Source organism: Phytobacter ursingii (assembly GCF_001022135.1).
Classification (GTDB): Bacteria; Pseudomonadota; Gammaproteobacteria; order Enterobacterales; family Enterobacteriaceae; genus Phytobacter; species Phytobacter ursingii.
In genome coordinates, this window is the sequence record NZ_CP011599.1 from 40,783 (window position 1) to 56,921 (window position 16,139).

Consider the following 16,139-nt stretch of genomic DNA (forward strand, 5'->3'; position numbering starts at 1 on the left):
GAGCATGCTTGGCGGAGATTGGACGGACGGAACGATGACGGATTTCAAGTGGCGCCATTTCCAGGGTGATGTGATCCTGTGGGCGGTGCGCTGGTATTGTCGCTATCCGATCAGCTATCGCGACCTTGAGGAAATGCTGGCGGAACGCGGCATTTCGGTCGACCATACGACGATCTATCGCTGGGTCCAGTGCTACGCCCCGGAGATGGAGAAGCGGCTGCGCTGGTTCTGGCGGCGTGGCTTTGATCCGAGCTGGCGCCTGGATGAAACCTACGTCAAGGTGCGGGGCAAGTGGACCTACCTGTACCGGGCAGTCGACAAGCGGGGCGACACGATCGATTTCTACCTGTCGCCGACCCGCAGCGCCAAGGCAGCGAAGCGGTTCCTGGGCAAGGCCCTGCGAGGCCTGAAGCACTGGGAAAAGCCTGCCACGCTCAATACCGACAAAGCGCCGAGCTATGGTGCAGCGATCACCGAATTGAAGCGCGAAGGAAAGCTGGACCGGGAGACGGCCCACCGGCAGGTGAAGTATCTCAATAACGTGATCGAGGCCGATCACGGAAAGCTCAAGATACTGATCAAGCCGGTGCGCGGTTTCAAATCGATCCCCACGGCCTATGCCACGATCAAGGGATTCGAAGTCATGCGAGCCCTGCGCAAAGGACAGGCTCGCCCCTGGTGCCTGCAGCCCGGCATCAGGGGCGAGGTGCGCCTTGTGGAGAGAGCTTTTGGCATTGGGCCCTCGGCGCTGACGGAGGCCATGGGCATGCTCAACCACCATTTCGCAGCAGCCGCCTGATCGGCGCAGAGCGACAGCCTACCTCTGACTGCCGCCAATCTTTGCAACAGAGCCTCCGTCGCCATGCTCACCTCGCTTTGGTGCACACGAGTATTGAGCATAGTCGAGATTGGTGCAGATCACTTCTGATATTGAACTGTCAGGAGCTGGCTGCACAACAGCCATTACGCCCAATCAACTGGTGCAGTCGTCTTCTGAAAATGACACTGATGCTGGCGGCGATGCTGGTAGGCGGGGCCTATGGGGTGTTGCGGGCGCTCTGAATGTGGAAGAAATGACTCTTTGAAAGGAACGTATGGCGCTCTTCTATGGTTTGGCCTCGGGGTTTGTTGTCATTGGCGTGATATGGCTGATACGCAAGATGCTGCAGCAGAGCTATATCGACAGTCTCAAAGACATGCTTGCGCTAGTCGGCATGGTTTCTGGCTTGGCATGGGTGATGGTGCGAGTGCTTGATGCCCCGGAAGTCAGCACAGCTCAAGCAACAGCATTCTTGCAATCAACCCCTTGGGGGCTGGTTTGGGTAGTCGATTCGGTTTTGCTGGCAGTCCTGTTATTTGTTGCTCGCAAGTGGAAAGGCCAACATGCTGCCGATAACTGAACCCCTCTCAGAGCTTGAAAAAGTGCAGTGGCAATTGCTTTGTCGCCGCATGATGCTGGGAAACTTTCTGCTTGCTATTGGTGCGTTTGTCTCTGTGGCCGTCTATGTGCGGCTTGTGCCAGGCACGAATGAACCACTCATTCATGCATTGAGCGATACCCTGTTAAATGCGGCTCCAGCTGGGCTTGCAGGGCTCTTGTATGCCATTGGGTTGCTGATCTTTACCAGGCGAATAGCGGGCCGCTTCCATCGCTTCTATGTTGATGCCCTGTATTTCCGCGCAATAGGTAGCGCCATTGCCGGTGCTATCGCGGCGATTGGGCTTTATTTGCTGGCAAGGTAGGGGCTGCATGTCCGAACAACTGATTGGCCGATGGGGGCCATACGACCCCAAAACGCCCGAGGACAAGAAGAAAGCCCGCATACAGGCGCAGAAGCGCCGAGAGAGTCAGGCCATGCAGCAGGCCTGGCTAGACAAGCACAAGAGCTGCGCGAACGGCTGCGGCAAGCCTGTGGCCTTCTATACGGACTCGCCTTCTTTGTCACTCAAGCATGGCGGGTGCTGTTCCCTTGAATGTGAAGAGGCTTGGAAGGCCAACAACAACCAGCCCGCCGCCCCCCAGGGCGCGAAAAAAAGAACCATGGCCAAGCCCACGCAACCCATCCAGAAGATTGCCCGTGTTTACCTGCGCGTCAGCACAGAAGCCCAGGATTTAGAGCGGCAAGAGGCCATCGTTCTGCAGGCGAAGGCCAGCGGGTACTACGTGGCCGGGGTGTACCGCGAGAAGGCATCAGGAGCCCGCGCAGACAGGCCCGAGCTGCTGCGCATGATTGCTGACCTGCAGGCCGGTGAAGTAGTCATAGCCGAGCGCATCGACCGTATCAGCCGCTTGCCGCTGGTCGATGCTGAAAAGTTGGTCCATACCATTCAGGCCAAGGGCGCGCGCCTGGCCGTGCCTGGCGTGCTTGATTTATCCGAGGTGGCGACAGAGGCCCAGGGGACGGCCAAAATCGTTCTGGAGGCCATGCAAACCATGTTGCTGCGCATGGCGCTGCAGATCGCGCGAGAAGAGTACGAGACACGGCGAGAGAGGCAGGCCCAGGGCATAGAGTTGGCTAAGAGTGCTGGCCGTTACAAAGGCCGCAAACCCAACCAGGCGCAACATGCGCGGATTGTCGCCTTGCGCTTGGCGGGCTATAGCATCCAGAAGACCGCAGACATGACCGAAACCAGTACAGCCCAAGTCAAGCGGGTATGGGCCATGCACAAGAAGGCCGCAGCCTAATTCTTCACCGTCCTGGCAGCATCCAGAGGGGGAATGGTGACGAATCGACCTAGCGGCCGCGCCTTTTTGTCACCACGCACCTTTGTTGTACTGGTTCCATTTTTCGCAATCCGCTTGCTTGAAAGCAAAGCGTTTTTTCATCTTCTGTGGCACCGGAGAGCGTTTTTTTCAGCTTCCTTGGCATCCAGGCGCATCACAGGCCTGCACAGCGCCTAAAAAGACGCTCCAACGCTCTGATTTACCCACAAAAGGGGCTCAAACCAGCCGAACTTACCCCCAAAACAGGCGCTCAGGCTGTGCGTACCTTTGTTGTATCAGTTCCATTCTGTGGATAAGTACCCTCTCGGGGCGGTTCTGCCGTTGTTGTATTGGTTCTAAAACGCCCTTGTTTTGTTGTATTGGTTCCGGGGTTTTGTTGTATCAGTTCTGAAACCTTGTTGTATTGGTTCCGGGGTTTTGTTGTATCAGTTCCAGAAGGCAACGGCGAAAAGCGCATAAGCCGTTGAAAAACAAGAGAAAAATTCTCGCCGCGCGAAGGTGCTAACCGGTTTTTTAACTAGGTTTCTAACTGGTATTTAACCCCGCAAAAGTCGCCTATTTTTTAAGCACCGCGCCCCCCGCGCACGCTGCACCAAAAAATGCGGCCTTTGGCCGCGCCTTGGAGGCCTGCACAGCCCTACGGGCTGTTTGTCCTGGCGAATCAATCTAGTCCCCCAGAGGGGGACGAAAAGACCCCCTGAACAACCAATATCCAGCCCCCCATAGGGGGGCGACCGGCCCCCACGCCGCTTTCCGTCACCATCGGCTTAGGCCGATGGCTAGGAGCGTCGAACAATCAGGGGTCGCCTCAGAAAACGGAATCTATGGTCACTCCCGTTTTTGCAACACCGATTTTGACGACAAGTTGGCTTGCTTGAATCTATCCGGCGTCTGAATGGGATTTTATTCCCGCGCCTCGATGAGTTCCGCGCCTGATGAACCTCCAGAAAATATACGGCTTCAATGAGCCTTTCCGTTTTACAGGTTCCTCAACAGGCCGGTGGGCCGTTAGTATCATCAATATCAGTATTCGCAAAACCAGATGAATGATTGTTTAAACTGGTGTATTTCTGCCTTTATGCTTCGTAAGTTTGCTGTCGCGCCGTCAGTGCCCAGGCTATTCTGGCCAGCTTGTTTGCCAGAGCACAGGTGACGACAAAGTTGCTTTTCCGACACAACAACTCCCTGACCCAGTCGGCCAACTTGCCAGACTGGTGTTCCAGTTTTTGTATGAATACCCTGGCACACTGAACCAACAAAGTTCGGATCTTTTTGTTGCCCCGCTTGCTAATCCCTAACAATGTCGTCCGACCTCCCGTGCTGTACTGTCGGGGTACCAGCCCTGTTGCCGCCGCAAAGTCACGGCTGCTGGCGTACTGCTTCCCGTCGCCAATCTCAGTTGAAATAGTACTGGCAGTCAGCGTTCCAACGCAGGGAATACTCAGCAAGCGCTGTCCAACCTCATCTTCGTCCAACTTTCGTTTCAACTGAGATTCCAGATCTTTAATCTGCTCAACAAGATAGTGATAATGCTGTTGTAATTTCAGCAGTAACTGGCTGAGATAAAGAGGCAAACTACTGTCCTCAAGAAGGGTACTCAGTCGACTAATAACGGCAGCACCTCGCGGAACGCTGATACCAAATTCCAGCAGAAAAGCATGCATCTGATTAGTTGTTTTCACCTTATCCTGAACCAGGGATTCACGGACACGATGCAGAGCTCGCATTGCCTGCTGAGATTCGGTTCTGGGCTGCACGAAACGCATAGATGGACGTGATGCTGCTTCACAGATAGCTTCAGCATCAACGAAGTCATTTTTGTTGCTTTTAACGAATGGGCGGACAAATTGCGGTGATATCAGCTTTGGAAAATGCCCTAACTCTGCCAGCTTGCGTGCCATAAAGTGAGAACCGCCACAGGCTTCCATCGCGATGGTTGTTGCCGGGCATGTCGCCAGAAATTCGATTAGCTTTGGTCGGGTGAATTTTTTACGGTAAACGGCCTTCCCACGATGATCCTGACAATGAATATGGAAAGAGTTCTTACCCAGATCGATACCAATAAGCGCAATGTTTTCCATGATGGTTCTCCGAATGAAAGCCTGTCCTCAGCATAGTACTGGGAAGGAGGGAGTGACCATCTCATTAAATAAAGCACGCTAAGCCGGTTGCAGCGGTCGTAGCGGCCTGAACTTGCCCGCGCCGATCTTGGCGCTGCTGCGCCAGAGGTAATCGCCGGTGAGGTTGATGTGCTCCCAACCGAGCGGCGACAGGTACTGCAACAGCGCGTCATCAACGGCATGGCCGTTGCCACGCAGCGCGTGCGCAGCCCGTTCCAGATAGACCGTGTTCCACAACACGACGGCAGCCGTTACCAGATTGAGGCCGCTAGCCCGGTAGCGCTGCTGCTCGAAACTGCGGTCGCGGATTTCACCCAGGCGGTTGAAAAACACTGCCCTGGCCAGCGCATTGCGCGCCTCGCCCTTGTTCAGGCCGGCATGCACGCGGCGGCGCAGTTCCACGCTTTGCAGCCAGTCCAGGATGAACAGCGTGCGCTCGATGCGGCCCAGCTCGCGGAGCGCCACGGCCAGGCCGTTCTGGCGTGGGTAGCTGCCGAGCTTTCGGAGCATCAGGGAGGCCGTCACCGTGCCCTGCTTGATCGAGGTGGCCAGCCGCAGGATTTCGTCCCAATGGGCGCGGACGTGCTTGATGTTGAGCGTGCCGCCGATCATGGGTTTCAGCGCGTCATAGGCGGCGTCGCCCTTCGGGATGTAGAGCTTGGTGTCGCCCAGGTCGCGGATGCGCGGCGCGAAGCGGAAGCCCAGGAGGTGCATCAGGGCGAAGACGTGATCGGTGAAGCCCGCCGTGTCGGTGTAATGCTCCTCGATCCGCAAGTCGGACTCGTGGTACAGCAGGCCGTCGAGCACGTAGGTCGAATCGCGCACGCCGACGTTCACGACCTTGGTGTGAAATGGCGCGTACTGGTCAGAAATGTGGGTGTAGAACGTCCGCCCTGGGCTGCTCCCGTATTTCGGGTTGATGTGGCCGGTGCTCTCGGCCTTGCTGCCGGTGCGGAAGTTCTGGCCGTCCGACGATGAGGTGGTGCCGTCGCCCCAGTGCTCGGCGAAGGGATGGCGGAACTGTGCGTTGACCAGATCGGCCAGCGCCGCCCCGTAGGTTTCGTCGCGGATGTGCCAGGCTTGCAGCCAAGCCAGCTTGGCGTAGGTCGTGCCGGGGCAAGACTCCGCCATCTTGGTCAGGCCCAGGTTGATCGCGTCGGCGAGGATCGTGGTCAGCAACAGGTTCTTGTCTTTGGCCGGGTCGCCCGATTTCAGATGCGCGAAATGCCGAGTGAAGCCCGTCCATTCGTCCACCTCCAGCAGCAGTTCGGTGATCTTGACGTGCGGCAGGATCATTGCCGTCTGGTCGATCAGCGCTTGGGCGGTGTCGGGTACCGCCGCGTCGAGCGGCGTGATCTTCAAGCCTGACTCGGTGATGATGGCGTCCGGCAGCTCGTTGGCCGTCGCCATACGGTTGACGGTGGCAAGCTGTGTTTCCAGCAGCGTCAGCCGGTCGTTCAGGTACCGGTTGCAGTCGGTGGCCACGGCCAGCGGCAATTCGCTGGCCTGCTTGAGGCTGGCGAATTTCGCGGGCGGCACCAGGTAGTCCTCGAAGTCCTTGAACTGGCGCGACCCCTGCACCCAGATGTCGCCGGAACGCAACGCGTTCTTCATCTCCGACAGCGCGCACAGTTCGTAGTAGCGCCGGTCGATGCCGGTGTCGGTCATGACCAGCTTCTGCCAGCGCGGCTTGATGAACTCGGTCGGCGCGTCGGCGGGCACCTTGCGGGCGTTGTCGCTGTTCATGCCGCGCAGCACCTCGATGGCGTCGAGCACGTCCTTCGCGGCGGGAGCGGCCCGCAGCTTGAGCACGGCAAGGAATTCCGGCGCGTAGCGGCGCAGCGTGGCGTAGCTTTCGCCGATGCGGTGCAGGAAATCGAAGTCCTCGGGCTGCGCAAGCTTCTGCGCTTCGGTGACGCTCTCGGCGAAGGCATCCCAGGACATGACGGCCTCGATGGCGGCGAACGGATCGCGGCCCGCCTGCTTGGCCTCGATCAGCGCCTGGCCGATGCGGCCGAACAGCCGCACCTTGGCGTTGATCGCCTTGCCGGACGCCTGGAATTGCTGCTGATGCTTGTTCTTGGCGGCGTTGAACAGCTTGCCCAGGAGGCGGTCGTGCAGGTCGATGATTTCGTCGGTGACGGTGGCCATGCCCTCGATGGCAAGCGCCACCAGGGTGGCATAGCGTCGCTGCGCCTCGAACTTGGCCAGGTCGGCGGGCGTCATCTGGCCACCCTCACGGGCGATCTTGAGCAGGCGGTTCTGGTGCACCGACCGCTCGATGCCAGAAGGCAGGTCGAGCGCCTGCCACGCTTTGAGGCGTTCGATGTGTTCCAGCATGTGCCGCGAATTCGGTTTGACGGGCGATTGGCGCAGCCAGGCCAGCCAGGTCGTTTTGCCGTTGTCCCGACGCTTGAGCAGATCGTCGAGGCGGCGGCGATGCGCGTCCGACAGCGGTTCGGCCAAGGCATCGTAGATGCGCCGGTTGGCGCGGGTGATTGCTTCGGCGCTCGCCCGCTCGACGGCGTTGAGGGCAGGCAGAATGACCGACTGCTGCCGCAGGTGCTCGATCAAGGTGCTGGCCAGCACGATGCCCTTGTCGGTCTGCAAGGCCATCTCGGTCAGCAACTGGACGGCCTGCCGGTAGTGGCCCATGGTAAAGGGCTGGAAGCCGAACACCGTTTGCAGTTCGACCAGGTGCTCGCGCCGGGTCTGCTCCCGCTGCCCGTATTCGTCCCAGCTTTCGACGCTGACCTTGAGCTGGTCGGCGACCAGTTTCAACAAGGGCGGAAACGGCGGCTCATCGACGCCCAGGATGACACCAGGAAAGCGCAGGTAACAGAGCTGCACGGCGAAGCCCAGCCGGTTGGCCGGGCCGCGCCGCTGCCGGATGATGGAGAGGTCGGTTTCGCTGAACGTGTAGTGACGGATCAACTCATCCTTGGTGTCCGGCAACGCCAGCAGGCTTTCGCGCTCGGCGGCGGACAGGATTGAACGACGTGGCATATTTACTGATCCGTTCTCAAGTATTGATACAGGGTTTCGCGACTGATTCCGAATTCACGAGCCAGCTTGGTCTTTTGCTCGCCAGCCTCGACACGTTGGCGCAGTTCGGCAATACGCTCAGACGACAGGGATTTCTTCCTGCCACGGTAGGCCCCGCGCTGCTTGGCGAGCGCGATGCCCTCGCGCTGCCGCTCGCGGATCAAGGCGCGTTCGAACTCGGCGAACGCGCCCATTACCGACAGCATCAGGTTCGCCATCGGCGAGTCCTCGCCGGTGAAGGTCAAATGCTCCTTAAGGAACTCGATGCGTACGCCGCGCTGGGTGAGGCCCTGCACCAGGCGGCGCAGGTCGTCGAGGTTGCGCGCCAGACGATCCATGCTGTGCACCACGACCGTGTCGCCTTCGCGCACGAAGGCGAGCAGCCGTTCCAGTTCGGGCCGCCGTGTGTCCTTGCCCGACGCCTTGTCGGTGAACACTTTATCCACCTGGATCTGTTCGAGCTGCCGTTCTGGGTTCTGGTCGAAGCTGCTGACGCGGACGTAACCGATGCGCTGACCGTGCAAGGTATCCTCCTGAGGGAAATGTGTCAGGAAGAAATCTATGACCCTTGACGGCGTATGTCAATCAATTCGGAAGGCAACTCTATTCTGACGATTTAGCGCCGGATGGTCTGACGCCAAGTTAGGGTATGCCTCAATCTGACGGCTGCGAACCGCCAGGGACAGGCGCAATGTCAGATTCTGTCGCGGCCTTGGCGCGTGCCTGGAAGCGTTCATAGCAATCCAGCCCGCAGAAATGTTCGACGTATTCCGCGCCTTCCGGGGTGAAGGCGGCATCGAGCGGAATTTCTTTGCAGCATACGCAGCAGGTGGTGCAACTGGCAGTGTTCGGGGCGTTTGCGTTCATGGTGGTACTCCTCCAGATTGGTAGCGAAGCTCAAAGCTGCCCACTCTCGGCTGGCTGGGAAGCGGTCATGATCTTCCCTTGAAGGCCCGCAGCAGCCGCGTCACAGACAGGACAAACAAGCCGGTCAGCGTGAGGGCTGCAATACCCCAGTGCTCCCCGATGAACGCGCCGGCCGTCGTGCCGGCTAGCACAATGGCGAGAATCGGCAAATGGCAGGGACAGGTGAGCACGGCCAGCGCGCCCCACAAGTAGCCGGTGATCGGTTTGTGCGTCTCAGACGGCAAGTGCTCTGGGCTGTTCATGGCAGACTCTCCGCGTGCTGTGCCGGTTCGGTTGGCATGGCGGCCAGTTGCATTTCGAGGCTGGCCAGGGCCTCGCGCCGACGCTCGACGAGTTGCCGCAACACGGCAAGCTGCGCAGACGCACCGTCACCGTCCGCAGCATCCAGCGCCCGGCACAGCCGCGCCAGTGCGTCCAGGCCGATACCCGCTTCGAAGGCAGCCCGTACAAAGCGCAGCCGTTGCAACGCGGTGTCATCGAACAAGCCGTAGCCGCCCGTGGTGTACGCGACCGGCCGTAGCAATCCGCGCAGCAGGTAGTCGCGCACGATATGCACGCTCACCCCGGCATCAAGGGCCAGCCGGGACACTGTGTAGGCGCTCATTGAACACCTCCTTTTCCTCATCCGGCGCAGCACGAAAGCTGCTTCACGTCCTTGCTGAAGGTCTGCGCCGCGAGCTTCAGCCCTTCGACCATGGTCAGGTAGGGGAACAATTGGTCGGCCAGTTCCTGCACGGTCATACGGTTGCGAATGGCGAGCACCGCCGTCTGGATCAGTTCACCCGCTTCCGGGGCCACCGCTTGCACGCCGATGAGCCGTCCGCTACCTTCCTCGATGACCAGCTTGATGAAGCCGCGTGTGTCGAAGTTGGCAAGCGCACGCGGCACGTTATCCAGTGTTAGCAGGCGACTGTCGGTCTCGATCCCGTCGTGATGTGCTTCCGCCTCGCTGTAGCCCACGGTGGCGACCTGCGGGTCGGTGAACACCACGGCCGGCATTGCGGTCAGGTCCAGGGCCGCATCGCCGCCAGTCATGTTGATCGCCGCACGAGTGCCGGCCGCTGCCGCCACATAGACGAACTGCGGCTGGTCGGTGCAGTCGCCGGCCGCGTAGATGTTCGGGCTACTGGTGCGCATGCCCTTGTCGATGACGATGGCCCCCTGCGCATTGACGGCTACCCCCGCCGCTTCCAATGCCAGGCTGCGCGTGTTCGGTGTCCGGCCGGTGGCGACCAGCAGCTTGTCGGCGCGCAATTCACCGTGCGTGGTGGTCAGCACGAATTCACCGTCCATATGGGCGACCTGGCTGGCTTGCGTGTGCTCCAGCACCTCGATGCCCTCGGCACGGAAAGCGGCTGTCACCGCCTCGCCGATGGCCGGGTCTTCACGGAAGAACAAGGTATTGCGCGCCAGGGCCGTGACCTTGCTGCCCAGCCGGGCAAAGGCTTGCGCCAGCTCCAGCGCCACCACCGACGAGCCGATTACGGCAAGGCGTTCGGGAATGGTGTCGCTCGCCAGGGCCTCGGTGGAAGTCCAGTAGGGTGACTCTTTCAAGCCCGGAATCGGCGGGACCGCCGGGCTGGCACCCGTGGCGACCAGGCAGCGGTCGAACATCACGACGCGCTCGCCACCCTCGTTCAAACTAACGATAAGGCTCTGGTCGTCCTTGAAACGCGCTTCACCGTGCAGAACGGTGATGGCTGAATTGCCGTCCAGGATGCCTTCGTACTTGGCATGACGGAGTTCTTCGACACGGGCCTGCTGCTGGGCCAGCAGCCGCTCGCGCAAGATCGTCGGCGGTGTGGGTGGCATGCCGCCGTCGAATGGGCTTTCCCGGCGCAGATGGGCGATGTGGGCGGCGCGGATCATGATCTTGGACGGCACACAACCGACGTTGACGCAGGTGCCGCCGATGGTGCCGCGCTCAATCAGCGTGACCTGCGCGCCTTGCTCGACGGCCTTCAGTGCTGCCGCCATCGCGGCTCCACCGCTACCAATGACGACGACCTGCAACGGGCGTTCGTTGCCACTGGGCTTATCAGCGGCCCCTATCCAGCCGCGCATCTTGTCGAGCAGGCCGGCGCGGTTGTCCGTCGGTGGCGCATCGGCAAGCGTTGCCTCGTAGCCCAGTCCGGCCACGGCGGTAGTCAGCGCATCCGATGACGTGCCCGCCTCAATGGCGAGTTGCGCTGTGCCCTTCGGATAGGACACCAGCGCCGATTGCACGCCGGGCACTTTCTCCAAGGCTTCCTTGACGTGAGCCGCGCACGAGTCGCAGGTCATCCCGGTGATTTTCAGGGTGGTCATGTATTTTTCCTTTTCTGTGGTGGCTACGGCTGTTGCCGTCAGCCACGTTGTTCTGGCAATTCACAGCTGTCCGGCCCGCAGCGGCGATGTGCTGGCGAGATGAAATCCCAGACCGACACCCCAACCATCAAGGCCAGGCCGACATAGAGCAGTCCACCGCTCTGCCAGCCGTAAGCCCGCATTAAAAACACCGCTGCCAGCACCAAGATCGGGCCTATCGTGCCGAGCGCCGTGCGTCGCCACTGTCGATGATTGAGCCAAGCGATAGCATTGGCGAGTAACGCGATGCCGGCGAACATCGGCAGCAGGATGCCAATGAATAGCCCCTCGTACTGGCTCAAGAAGCCCAGTCCGATGGCCGCGCCAAAGCTGGCGATGGCAGGAAAACAGGCGGCGCAGCCCATCGCGGAAACGACGCTGCCGAGCGCGCCGGTTTTGCCAGCGATGCGCGTGATGAGTCCCATGTGTCGCTCCCGAGTTCGGTTAACGGATCAGCGTTTGAGGCTGGACGGATAGCCCGCGTCCTCGGTCGCCTTGGTCAACTTCTGGACGTTGGTCTTGGCATCGTCGAAGGTGACGACGGCCTGGCGCTTGTCGAAACTTACGTCGGTCTTGCTCACGCCCTCAACCTTGGAAAGCGCGTGCTTGACAGTGATCGGGCAAGAGGCGCAGGTCATGCCAGGCACGGACAGCGTGACGGTCTGGGTGGCGGCCCACACGGGGGCAACAACGGCAGCGAGGGCGAGGGCGGCAAACAGTTTTTTCATGATGAACTCCTGTGATTAATAGAAAAATGGCATGACGTAGGGAAATCCGAGCGAGACCAGGACCAGCGCGGCCACGATCCAGAAAATGAGCTTGTAAGTAGCTCGCACTTGGGGAATCGCGCAGACCTCACCCGGTTTGCAGGCTTGCGCCGGGCGGTAGATGCGCCGCCAGGCGAAAAACAGCGCGACCAGCGCTGCGCCGATGAAGATCGGGCGATAGGGTTCCAGCACCGTCAGGTTGCCGATCCATGCCCCGCTGAACCCCAAGGCGATCAAAACCAGCGGCCCCAGGCAGCAGGCCGACGCAAGAATGGCGGCCAGCCCACCGGCGAAGAGCGCGCCGCGCCCGTTTTGTGGTTCAGACTTTTGTGGTTCAGACATACGCTTGTCCTTTCAAATTTGGTTTGGATAGCTTAAGCTTACTTCCGTAGTTATGTACGGAGTCAAGCGATATGCAAATTAATTTTGAGAATCTGACCATTGGCGTTTTTGCCAAGGCGGCCGGGGTCAATGTGGAGACCATCCGGTTCTACCAGCGCAAGGGCCTGCTGCCGGAGCCAGACAAGCCCTATGGCAGCATTCGCCGCTATGGCGAGGCGGATGTAACACGAGTGCGGTTCGTGAAATCGGCCCAGCGGCTGGGCTTTAGCCTGGACGAAATCGCCGAGCTACTGCGGCTGGAGGATGGCACCCATTGCGAGGAAGCCAGCGGCCTGGCCGAGCACAAGCTCAAGGATGTGCGCGAGAAGATGGCCGACTTGGCACGCATGGAGGCCGTGCTGTCTGAACTGGTGTGCGCCTGCCATGCGCGGAAAGGGAACGTTTCCTGCCCGCTGATTGCGTCACTGCAAGACGGAACGAAGCTCGCTGCATCGGCGCGGGGGAGTCACGGGGTGACTACGCCTTAGCGTGCTTTATTTTCCGAATTCTGAGACGACCCCTGATAGAAACAGAAGCCACTGGAGCACCTCAAAAACACCATCATACACTAAATCAGTAAGTTGGCAGCATCACCGCCGCTGTTAACCCGTCAGGTTTTGGCATGATGCTGATGTAGTCGCGCTTCATCGTTTTCACGAAGCTCTCCGCCATTCCGTTGCTTTCCGGGCTACGTACCGCCGTATGTTTAGGCTCCAGTCCTACCATTCTGGCGAACTGACGCGTCTGATAAGAACGGTAGGCTGAACCGTTGTCTGTCAGCCACTCAACTGGGGATGTCGGCAGGCTGTTACCGAAGCGACGCTCCACGGCACCCAGCATGACGTCCTGCACGGTTTCACTGTCATATCCACCGGTACTTGCCGCCCAGTGAAGTGCCTCGCGATCGCAACAGTCCAGCGCGAACGTGACCCGCAGTTTTTCACCGTTATCACAGCTGAACTCGAAGCCGTCGGAGCACCACCGCTGGTTACTTTCTCCAACGGCCACTTTCCCTCTATGCGCCCGCTTCGAGGGCGGTATTGCCGGTTTACGCTCAAGCAGCAGCGCATTCTGACGCATGATGCGGTATACGCGTTTGGCATTGATCACCGCCATGTCGTCAGTTTCTGATTGTCTGCGCAGCAGTGCCCATACACGACGATAACCATAGGTGGGCAGATCGTCGATAACGGTATGGATACGAGCCAGCGCTTCAGTATCATCAGGCTTGCGCTTGCACCGACGATCCTGCCAGCCCTTCGACCGACGGGCCATGGCATGCAGTTGCGCACGTGAGACCCGGAGGCAACGACTGACAAGGCTTATTCGCCATCCTCCGGCAACAAGGGCACGTGCGCTATCCACTTTTTTTGTCGGCCATATTCAACGGCTTCTTTCAGCAGCTCGTTTTCCATGGTTTTTTTGCCCAGCAGGCGCTGTAACTCTTTAATTTGCTTCATTGCAGATGCCAGCTCCGACGCGGGTACAACCTGTTCACCCGCGGCAACCGCAGTGAGACTGCCTTCCTGATATTGCTTACGCCACAGGAACAGCTGACTGGCAGCAACGCCATGCTGACGGGCGACCAGCGACACGGTCATTCCGGGCTCAAAGCTCTGCTGAACAATGGCGATTTTTTCCTGAACGCTGCGCCGTCTGCGCTTCTCTGGACCTAGAACATCAATCATTCGGACTCCAACGACTAGTCTAAAACTAGTATTAAGACTATCACTAATTTAAGTGATACCAACTGTCTGGAGATTCATAGGGCCAGTCTATGGCGTCCTGAAGACCGGAACCGTTTTTAATGACGAAGACGGCTTTGTTGAATAAATCAGATTTCGGGTAAGTCTCCCCCGTAGCGGGTTGTGTTTTCAGGCAATACGCACGCTTTCAGGCATACCTGCTTTCGTCATTTTGTTCAGCGCTCGTACCAGGGCCATAGCCTCCGCAACCTGACCATCGTAGTCACGCAGCGTCAGTGAACCCCCGAACAGCTGTTTTACCCGGTACATCGCCGTTTCCGCTATCGAGCGACGGTTGTAATCTGTTGTCCATTTCCACCGCGCATTACTCCCGGTCATTCGCTGATTAGCCACTGCACGGTTACGGTCTGCATATTCACCGGGCCAGTAACCCGCACCTTTTCGGGGAGGGATAAGCGCGCTGATTTTCTTACGCCGCAGTTCATCGTGACAGAGCCGGGTGTCGTAAGCGCCGTCTGCCGATGCTGCCCTGATTTTTCTGTGAGTCTGCCGGATAAGACCCGGGAAGGCTTCTGAGTCCGTCACATTGTTCAGCGACAGGTCTGCACAGATGATTTCATGTGTGTTGCTGTCAACTGCCAGATGCAGCTTACGCCAGATACGGCGGCGTTCCTGGCCATGCTTTTTGACTTTCCACTCGCCTTCACCGAAGACCTTCAGCCCGGTGGAATCAATCACCAGATGCGCGATTTCACCCCGGGTGAACGTTTTGAAACTGACATTAACCGACTTTGCGCGCTTGCTGACACTGGTGTAATCCGGGCAGCGCAACGGAACATTCATCAGTGTAAAAATGGAATCAATAAAACCCTGTGCAGCCCGCAGGGTCAGCCTGAATACGCGTTTAATGACCAGCACAGTCGTGATGGCAAGGTCAGAATAGCGCTGAGGTCTGCCTCGTGATGAAGGCGTTGCCGACTCATACCAGGCCTGAATAGCTTCATCATCCAGCCAGAAAGTTATGGAGCCACGGTTGATGAGGGCTTTATTGTAGGTGGGCCAGTTGGTGATTTTGAACTTTTGCTTTGCCACGGAACGGTCTGCGTTGTCGGGAAGATGTGTGATCTGATCCTTCAACTCAGCAAAAGTTCGATTTATTCAACAAAGCCATTGTGAATCAGCAAAACGCCGGGTTATTCTTATTTGTCGCTTCTTTACTCGCCTTTATCGGCCCTCACTCAAGGATGTATTGTGGTTATGCGTTATTTTCGCCTGTGTATTATCTCCCTGTTAGCCACCCTGCCGCTGGCGGTACACGCCAGCCCGCAGCCGCTTGAGCAAATTAAACTAAGCGAAAGCCAGCTGTCGGGCAGCGTAGGCATGATAGAAATGGATCTGGCCAGCGGCCGCACGCTGACCGCCTGGCGCGCCGATGAACGCTTTCCCATGATGAGCACCTTTAAAGTAGTGCTCTGCGGCGCAGTGCTGGCGCGGGTGGATGCCGGTGACGAACAGCTGGAGCGAAAGATCCACTATCGCCAGCAGGATCTGGTGGACTACTCGCCGGTCAGCGAAAAACACCTTGCCGACGGCATGACGGTCGGCGAACTCTGTGCCGCCGCCATTACCATGAGCGATAACAGCGCCGCCAATCTGCTGCTGGCCACCGTCGGCGGCCCCGCAGGATTGACTGCCTTTTTGCGCCAGATCGGCGACAACGTCACCCGCCTTGACCGCTGGGAAACGGAACTGAATGAGGCGCTTCCCGGCGACGCCCGCGACACCACTACCCCGGCCAGCATGGCCGCGACCCTGCGCAAGCTGCTGACCAGCCAGCGTCTGAGCGCCCGTTCGCAACGGCAGCTGCTGCAGTGGATGGTGGACGATCGGGTCGCCGGACCGTTGATCCGCTCCGTGCTGCCGGCGGGCTGGTTTATCGCCGATAAGACCGGAGCTAGCGAACGGGGTGCGCGCGGGATTGTCGCCCTGCTTGGCCCGAATAACAAAGCAGAGCGGATTGTGGTGATTTATCTGCGGGATACGCCGGCGAGCATGGCCGAGCGAAATCAGCAAATCGCCGGGATCGGCGCGGCGCTGATCGAGCACTGGCAACGCTAACCCG

The 16,139-nt window shown here is 59.1% G+C and carries 16 protein-coding genes and 3 pseudogenes; 6 read left to right on the forward strand and 13 right to left on the reverse strand.

The window, feature by feature from the left end; genetic code table 11:
• Positions 1–34: 34 nt before the first annotated feature.
• Entirely contained in the window at positions 35–799 is a 765-nt protein-coding gene (locus AB182_RS00500; protein WP_001389365.1) for an IS6-like element IS6100 family transposase, read from the forward strand.
• Between the two features lie 139 nt (positions 800–938).
• Here AB182_RS00500 and AB182_RS32465 read toward each other — a convergent pair.
• Positions 939–1,010: pseudogene (locus tag AB182_RS32465) on the reverse strand (EAL domain-containing protein); the annotation flags it as partial.
• A gap of 84 nt (positions 1,011–1,094) precedes the next feature.
• Here AB182_RS32465 and AB182_RS00510 point away from each other — a divergent pair.
• The 3 genes from AB182_RS00510 to AB182_RS00520 all read left to right on the forward strand — a co-directional run bounded on the left by AB182_RS00510 (position 1,095) and on the right by AB182_RS00520 (position 2,686).
• Positions 1,095–1,400 carry a hypothetical protein gene (locus AB182_RS00510; RefSeq protein ID WP_032622530.1) on the forward strand — a complete coding sequence of 102 codons (306 nt, stop codon included), beginning with the start codon at positions 1,095–1,097 and terminating at the stop codon, positions 1,398–1,400.
• Positions 1,384–1,743, forward strand: a complete 360-nt coding sequence (locus tag AB182_RS00515; protein WP_060613126.1) for a hypothetical protein — start codon at positions 1,384–1,386, stop codon at positions 1,741–1,743. Before AB182_RS00510 ends, AB182_RS00515 begins: the two co-directional genes overlap by 17 nt.
• Before the next feature lie 298 nt (positions 1,744–2,041).
• On the forward strand, positions 2,042–2,686 hold the full coding sequence (locus AB182_RS00520) for a recombinase family protein (RefSeq protein WP_032622536.1): 645 nt from the start codon (positions 2,042–2,044) through the stop codon (positions 2,684–2,686).
• A 1,115-nt stretch (positions 2,687–3,801) separates the two neighbouring features.
• On the opposite strand, the gene AB182_RS00525 is transcribed toward AB182_RS00520, so the two are convergent.
• From AB182_RS00525 to merT, 10 genes and pseudogenes are all read right to left on the reverse strand, one after another.
• On the reverse strand, positions 3,802–4,806 hold the full coding sequence (locus AB182_RS00525; RefSeq protein WP_000427614.1) for an IS110-like element IS5075 family transposase: 1,005 nt from the start codon (positions 4,804–4,806) through the stop codon (positions 3,802–3,804).
• A 78-nt stretch (positions 4,807–4,884) separates the two neighbouring features.
• A complete protein-coding gene (locus AB182_RS00530; RefSeq protein WP_032622532.1) occupies positions 4,885–7,851 on the reverse strand; it encodes a Tn3 family transposase in 2,967 nt (988 codons plus the stop codon).
• Between the two features lie 2 nt (positions 7,852–7,853).
• Complete coding sequence (locus AB182_RS00535; RefSeq protein ID WP_003124096.1) at positions 7,854–8,414, reverse strand: recombinase family protein; 561 nt, start codon at positions 8,412–8,414, stop codon at positions 7,854–7,856.
• A gap of 130 nt (positions 8,415–8,544) precedes the next feature.
• Positions 8,545–8,772 (reverse strand): annotated as a pseudogene (locus AB182_RS00540) (DUF3330 domain-containing protein); the annotation flags it as partial.
• A 50-nt stretch (positions 8,773–8,822) separates the two neighbouring features.
• Positions 8,823–9,059: a broad-spectrum mercury transporter MerE gene (gene merE / locus AB182_RS00545; RefSeq protein ID WP_001087807.1), complete on the reverse strand. Its 237-nt coding sequence runs from the start codon at positions 9,057–9,059 to the stop codon at positions 8,823–8,825.
• Positions 9,056–9,421 carry a mercury resistance co-regulator MerD gene (merD, locus tag AB182_RS00550; RefSeq protein ID WP_001277466.1) on the reverse strand — a complete coding sequence of 122 codons (366 nt, stop codon included), beginning with the start codon at positions 9,419–9,421 and terminating at the stop codon, positions 9,056–9,058. Before merD ends, merE begins: the two co-directional genes overlap by 4 nt.
• Positions 9,422–9,438: 17 nt before the next feature.
• On the reverse strand, positions 9,439–11,124 hold the full coding sequence (gene merA, locus AB182_RS00555; protein ID WP_000209296.1) for a mercury(II) reductase: 1,686 nt from the start codon (positions 11,122–11,124) through the stop codon (positions 9,439–9,441).
• Positions 11,125–11,162: 38 nt separating this feature from the next.
• Positions 11,163–11,588, reverse strand: a complete 426-nt coding sequence (gene merC / locus AB182_RS31670; RefSeq protein ID WP_000522996.1) for an organomercurial transporter MerC — start codon at positions 11,586–11,588, stop codon at positions 11,163–11,165.
• 27 nt (positions 11,589–11,615) lie between these two features.
• Positions 11,616–11,891 carry a mercury resistance system periplasmic binding protein MerP gene (gene merP, locus AB182_RS31675; protein WP_000732275.1) on the reverse strand — a complete coding sequence of 92 codons (276 nt, stop codon included), beginning with the start codon at positions 11,889–11,891 and terminating at the stop codon, positions 11,616–11,618.
• A gap of 15 nt (positions 11,892–11,906) precedes the next feature.
• Positions 11,907–12,272, reverse strand: coding sequence for a mercuric ion transporter MerT (gene merT / locus AB182_RS00570; RefSeq protein WP_001294656.1), 366 nt, complete (start codon positions 12,270–12,272; stop codon positions 11,907–11,909).
• A gap of 71 nt (positions 12,273–12,343) precedes the next feature.
• Here merT and merR point away from each other — a divergent pair, with 71 nt between their 5' ends.
• Positions 12,344–12,799: an Hg(II)-responsive transcriptional regulator gene (merR, locus tag AB182_RS00575; protein ID WP_001166628.1), complete on the forward strand. Its 456-nt coding sequence runs from the start codon at positions 12,344–12,346 to the stop codon at positions 12,797–12,799.
• A gap of 109 nt (positions 12,800–12,908) precedes the next feature.
• Here the strand turns inward: merR and AB182_RS31265 are convergent.
• A pseudogene (locus AB182_RS31265) lies at positions 12,909–13,999 on the reverse strand (IS3 family transposase); the annotation flags it as partial.
• Positions 14,000–14,185: 186 nt separating this feature from the next.
• Positions 14,186–15,154, reverse strand: coding sequence for an IS5-like element IS903B family transposase (locus AB182_RS00590; RefSeq protein WP_000654805.1), 969 nt, complete (start codon positions 15,152–15,154; stop codon positions 14,186–14,188).
• A gap of 120 nt (positions 15,155–15,274) precedes the next feature.
• Between AB182_RS00590 and AB182_RS00595 the strand changes: the two genes are divergently transcribed.
• Positions 15,275–16,135, forward strand: coding sequence for an extended-spectrum class A beta-lactamase SHV-30 (locus AB182_RS00595; RefSeq protein WP_032491180.1), 861 nt, complete (start codon positions 15,275–15,277; stop codon positions 16,133–16,135).
• The last annotated feature ends 4 nt before the right edge of the window (positions 16,136–16,139 follow it).

Bases quoted from the DNA above. Each gene is read 5' to 3' on its own strand.
- AB182_RS00525 (WP_000427614.1), bottom strand. From the start codon at position 4,806: ATGGAAAACATTGCGCTTATTGGTATCGATCTGGGTAAGAACTCTTTC.
- AB182_RS00520 (WP_032622536.1), top strand. From the start codon at position 2,042: ATGGCCAAGCCCACGCAACCCATCCAGAAGATTGCCCGTGTTTACCTG.
- AB182_RS00500 (WP_001389365.1), top strand. From the start codon at position 35: ATGACGGATTTCAAGTGGCGCCATTTCCAGGGTGATGTGATCCTGTGG.
- merC (WP_000522996.1), bottom strand. From the start codon at position 11,588: ATGGGACTCATCACGCGCATCGCTGGCAAAACCGGCGCGCTCGGCAGC.
- merP (WP_000732275.1), bottom strand. From the start codon at position 11,891: ATGAAAAAACTGTTTGCCGCCCTCGCCCTCGCTGCCGTTGTTGCCCCC.
- AB182_RS00510 (WP_032622530.1), top strand. From the start codon at position 1,095: ATGGCGCTCTTCTATGGTTTGGCCTCGGGGTTTGTTGTCATTGGCGTG.
- AB182_RS00595 (WP_032491180.1), top strand. From the start codon at position 15,275: ATGCGTTATTTTCGCCTGTGTATTATCTCCCTGTTAGCCACCCTGCCG.
- AB182_RS00530 (WP_032622532.1), bottom strand. From the start codon at position 7,851: ATGCCACGTCGTTCAATCCTGTCCGCCGCCGAGCGCGAAAGCCTGCTG.
- merR (WP_001166628.1), top strand. From the start codon at position 12,344: ATGCAAATTAATTTTGAGAATCTGACCATTGGCGTTTTTGCCAAGGCG.
- AB182_RS00515 (WP_060613126.1), top strand. From the start codon at position 1,384: ATGCTGCCGATAACTGAACCCCTCTCAGAGCTTGAAAAAGTGCAGTGG.
- merD (WP_001277466.1), bottom strand. From the start codon at position 9,421: ATGAGCGCCTACACAGTGTCCCGGCTGGCCCTTGATGCCGGGGTGAGC.
- merE (WP_001087807.1), bottom strand. From the start codon at position 9,059: ATGAACAGCCCAGAGCACTTGCCGTCTGAGACGCACAAACCGATCACC.
- merA (WP_000209296.1), bottom strand. From the start codon at position 11,124: ATGACCACCCTGAAAATCACCGGGATGACCTGCGACTCGTGCGCGGCT.
- merT (WP_001294656.1), bottom strand. From the start codon at position 12,272: ATGTCTGAACCACAAAAGTCTGAACCACAAAACGGGCGCGGCGCGCTC.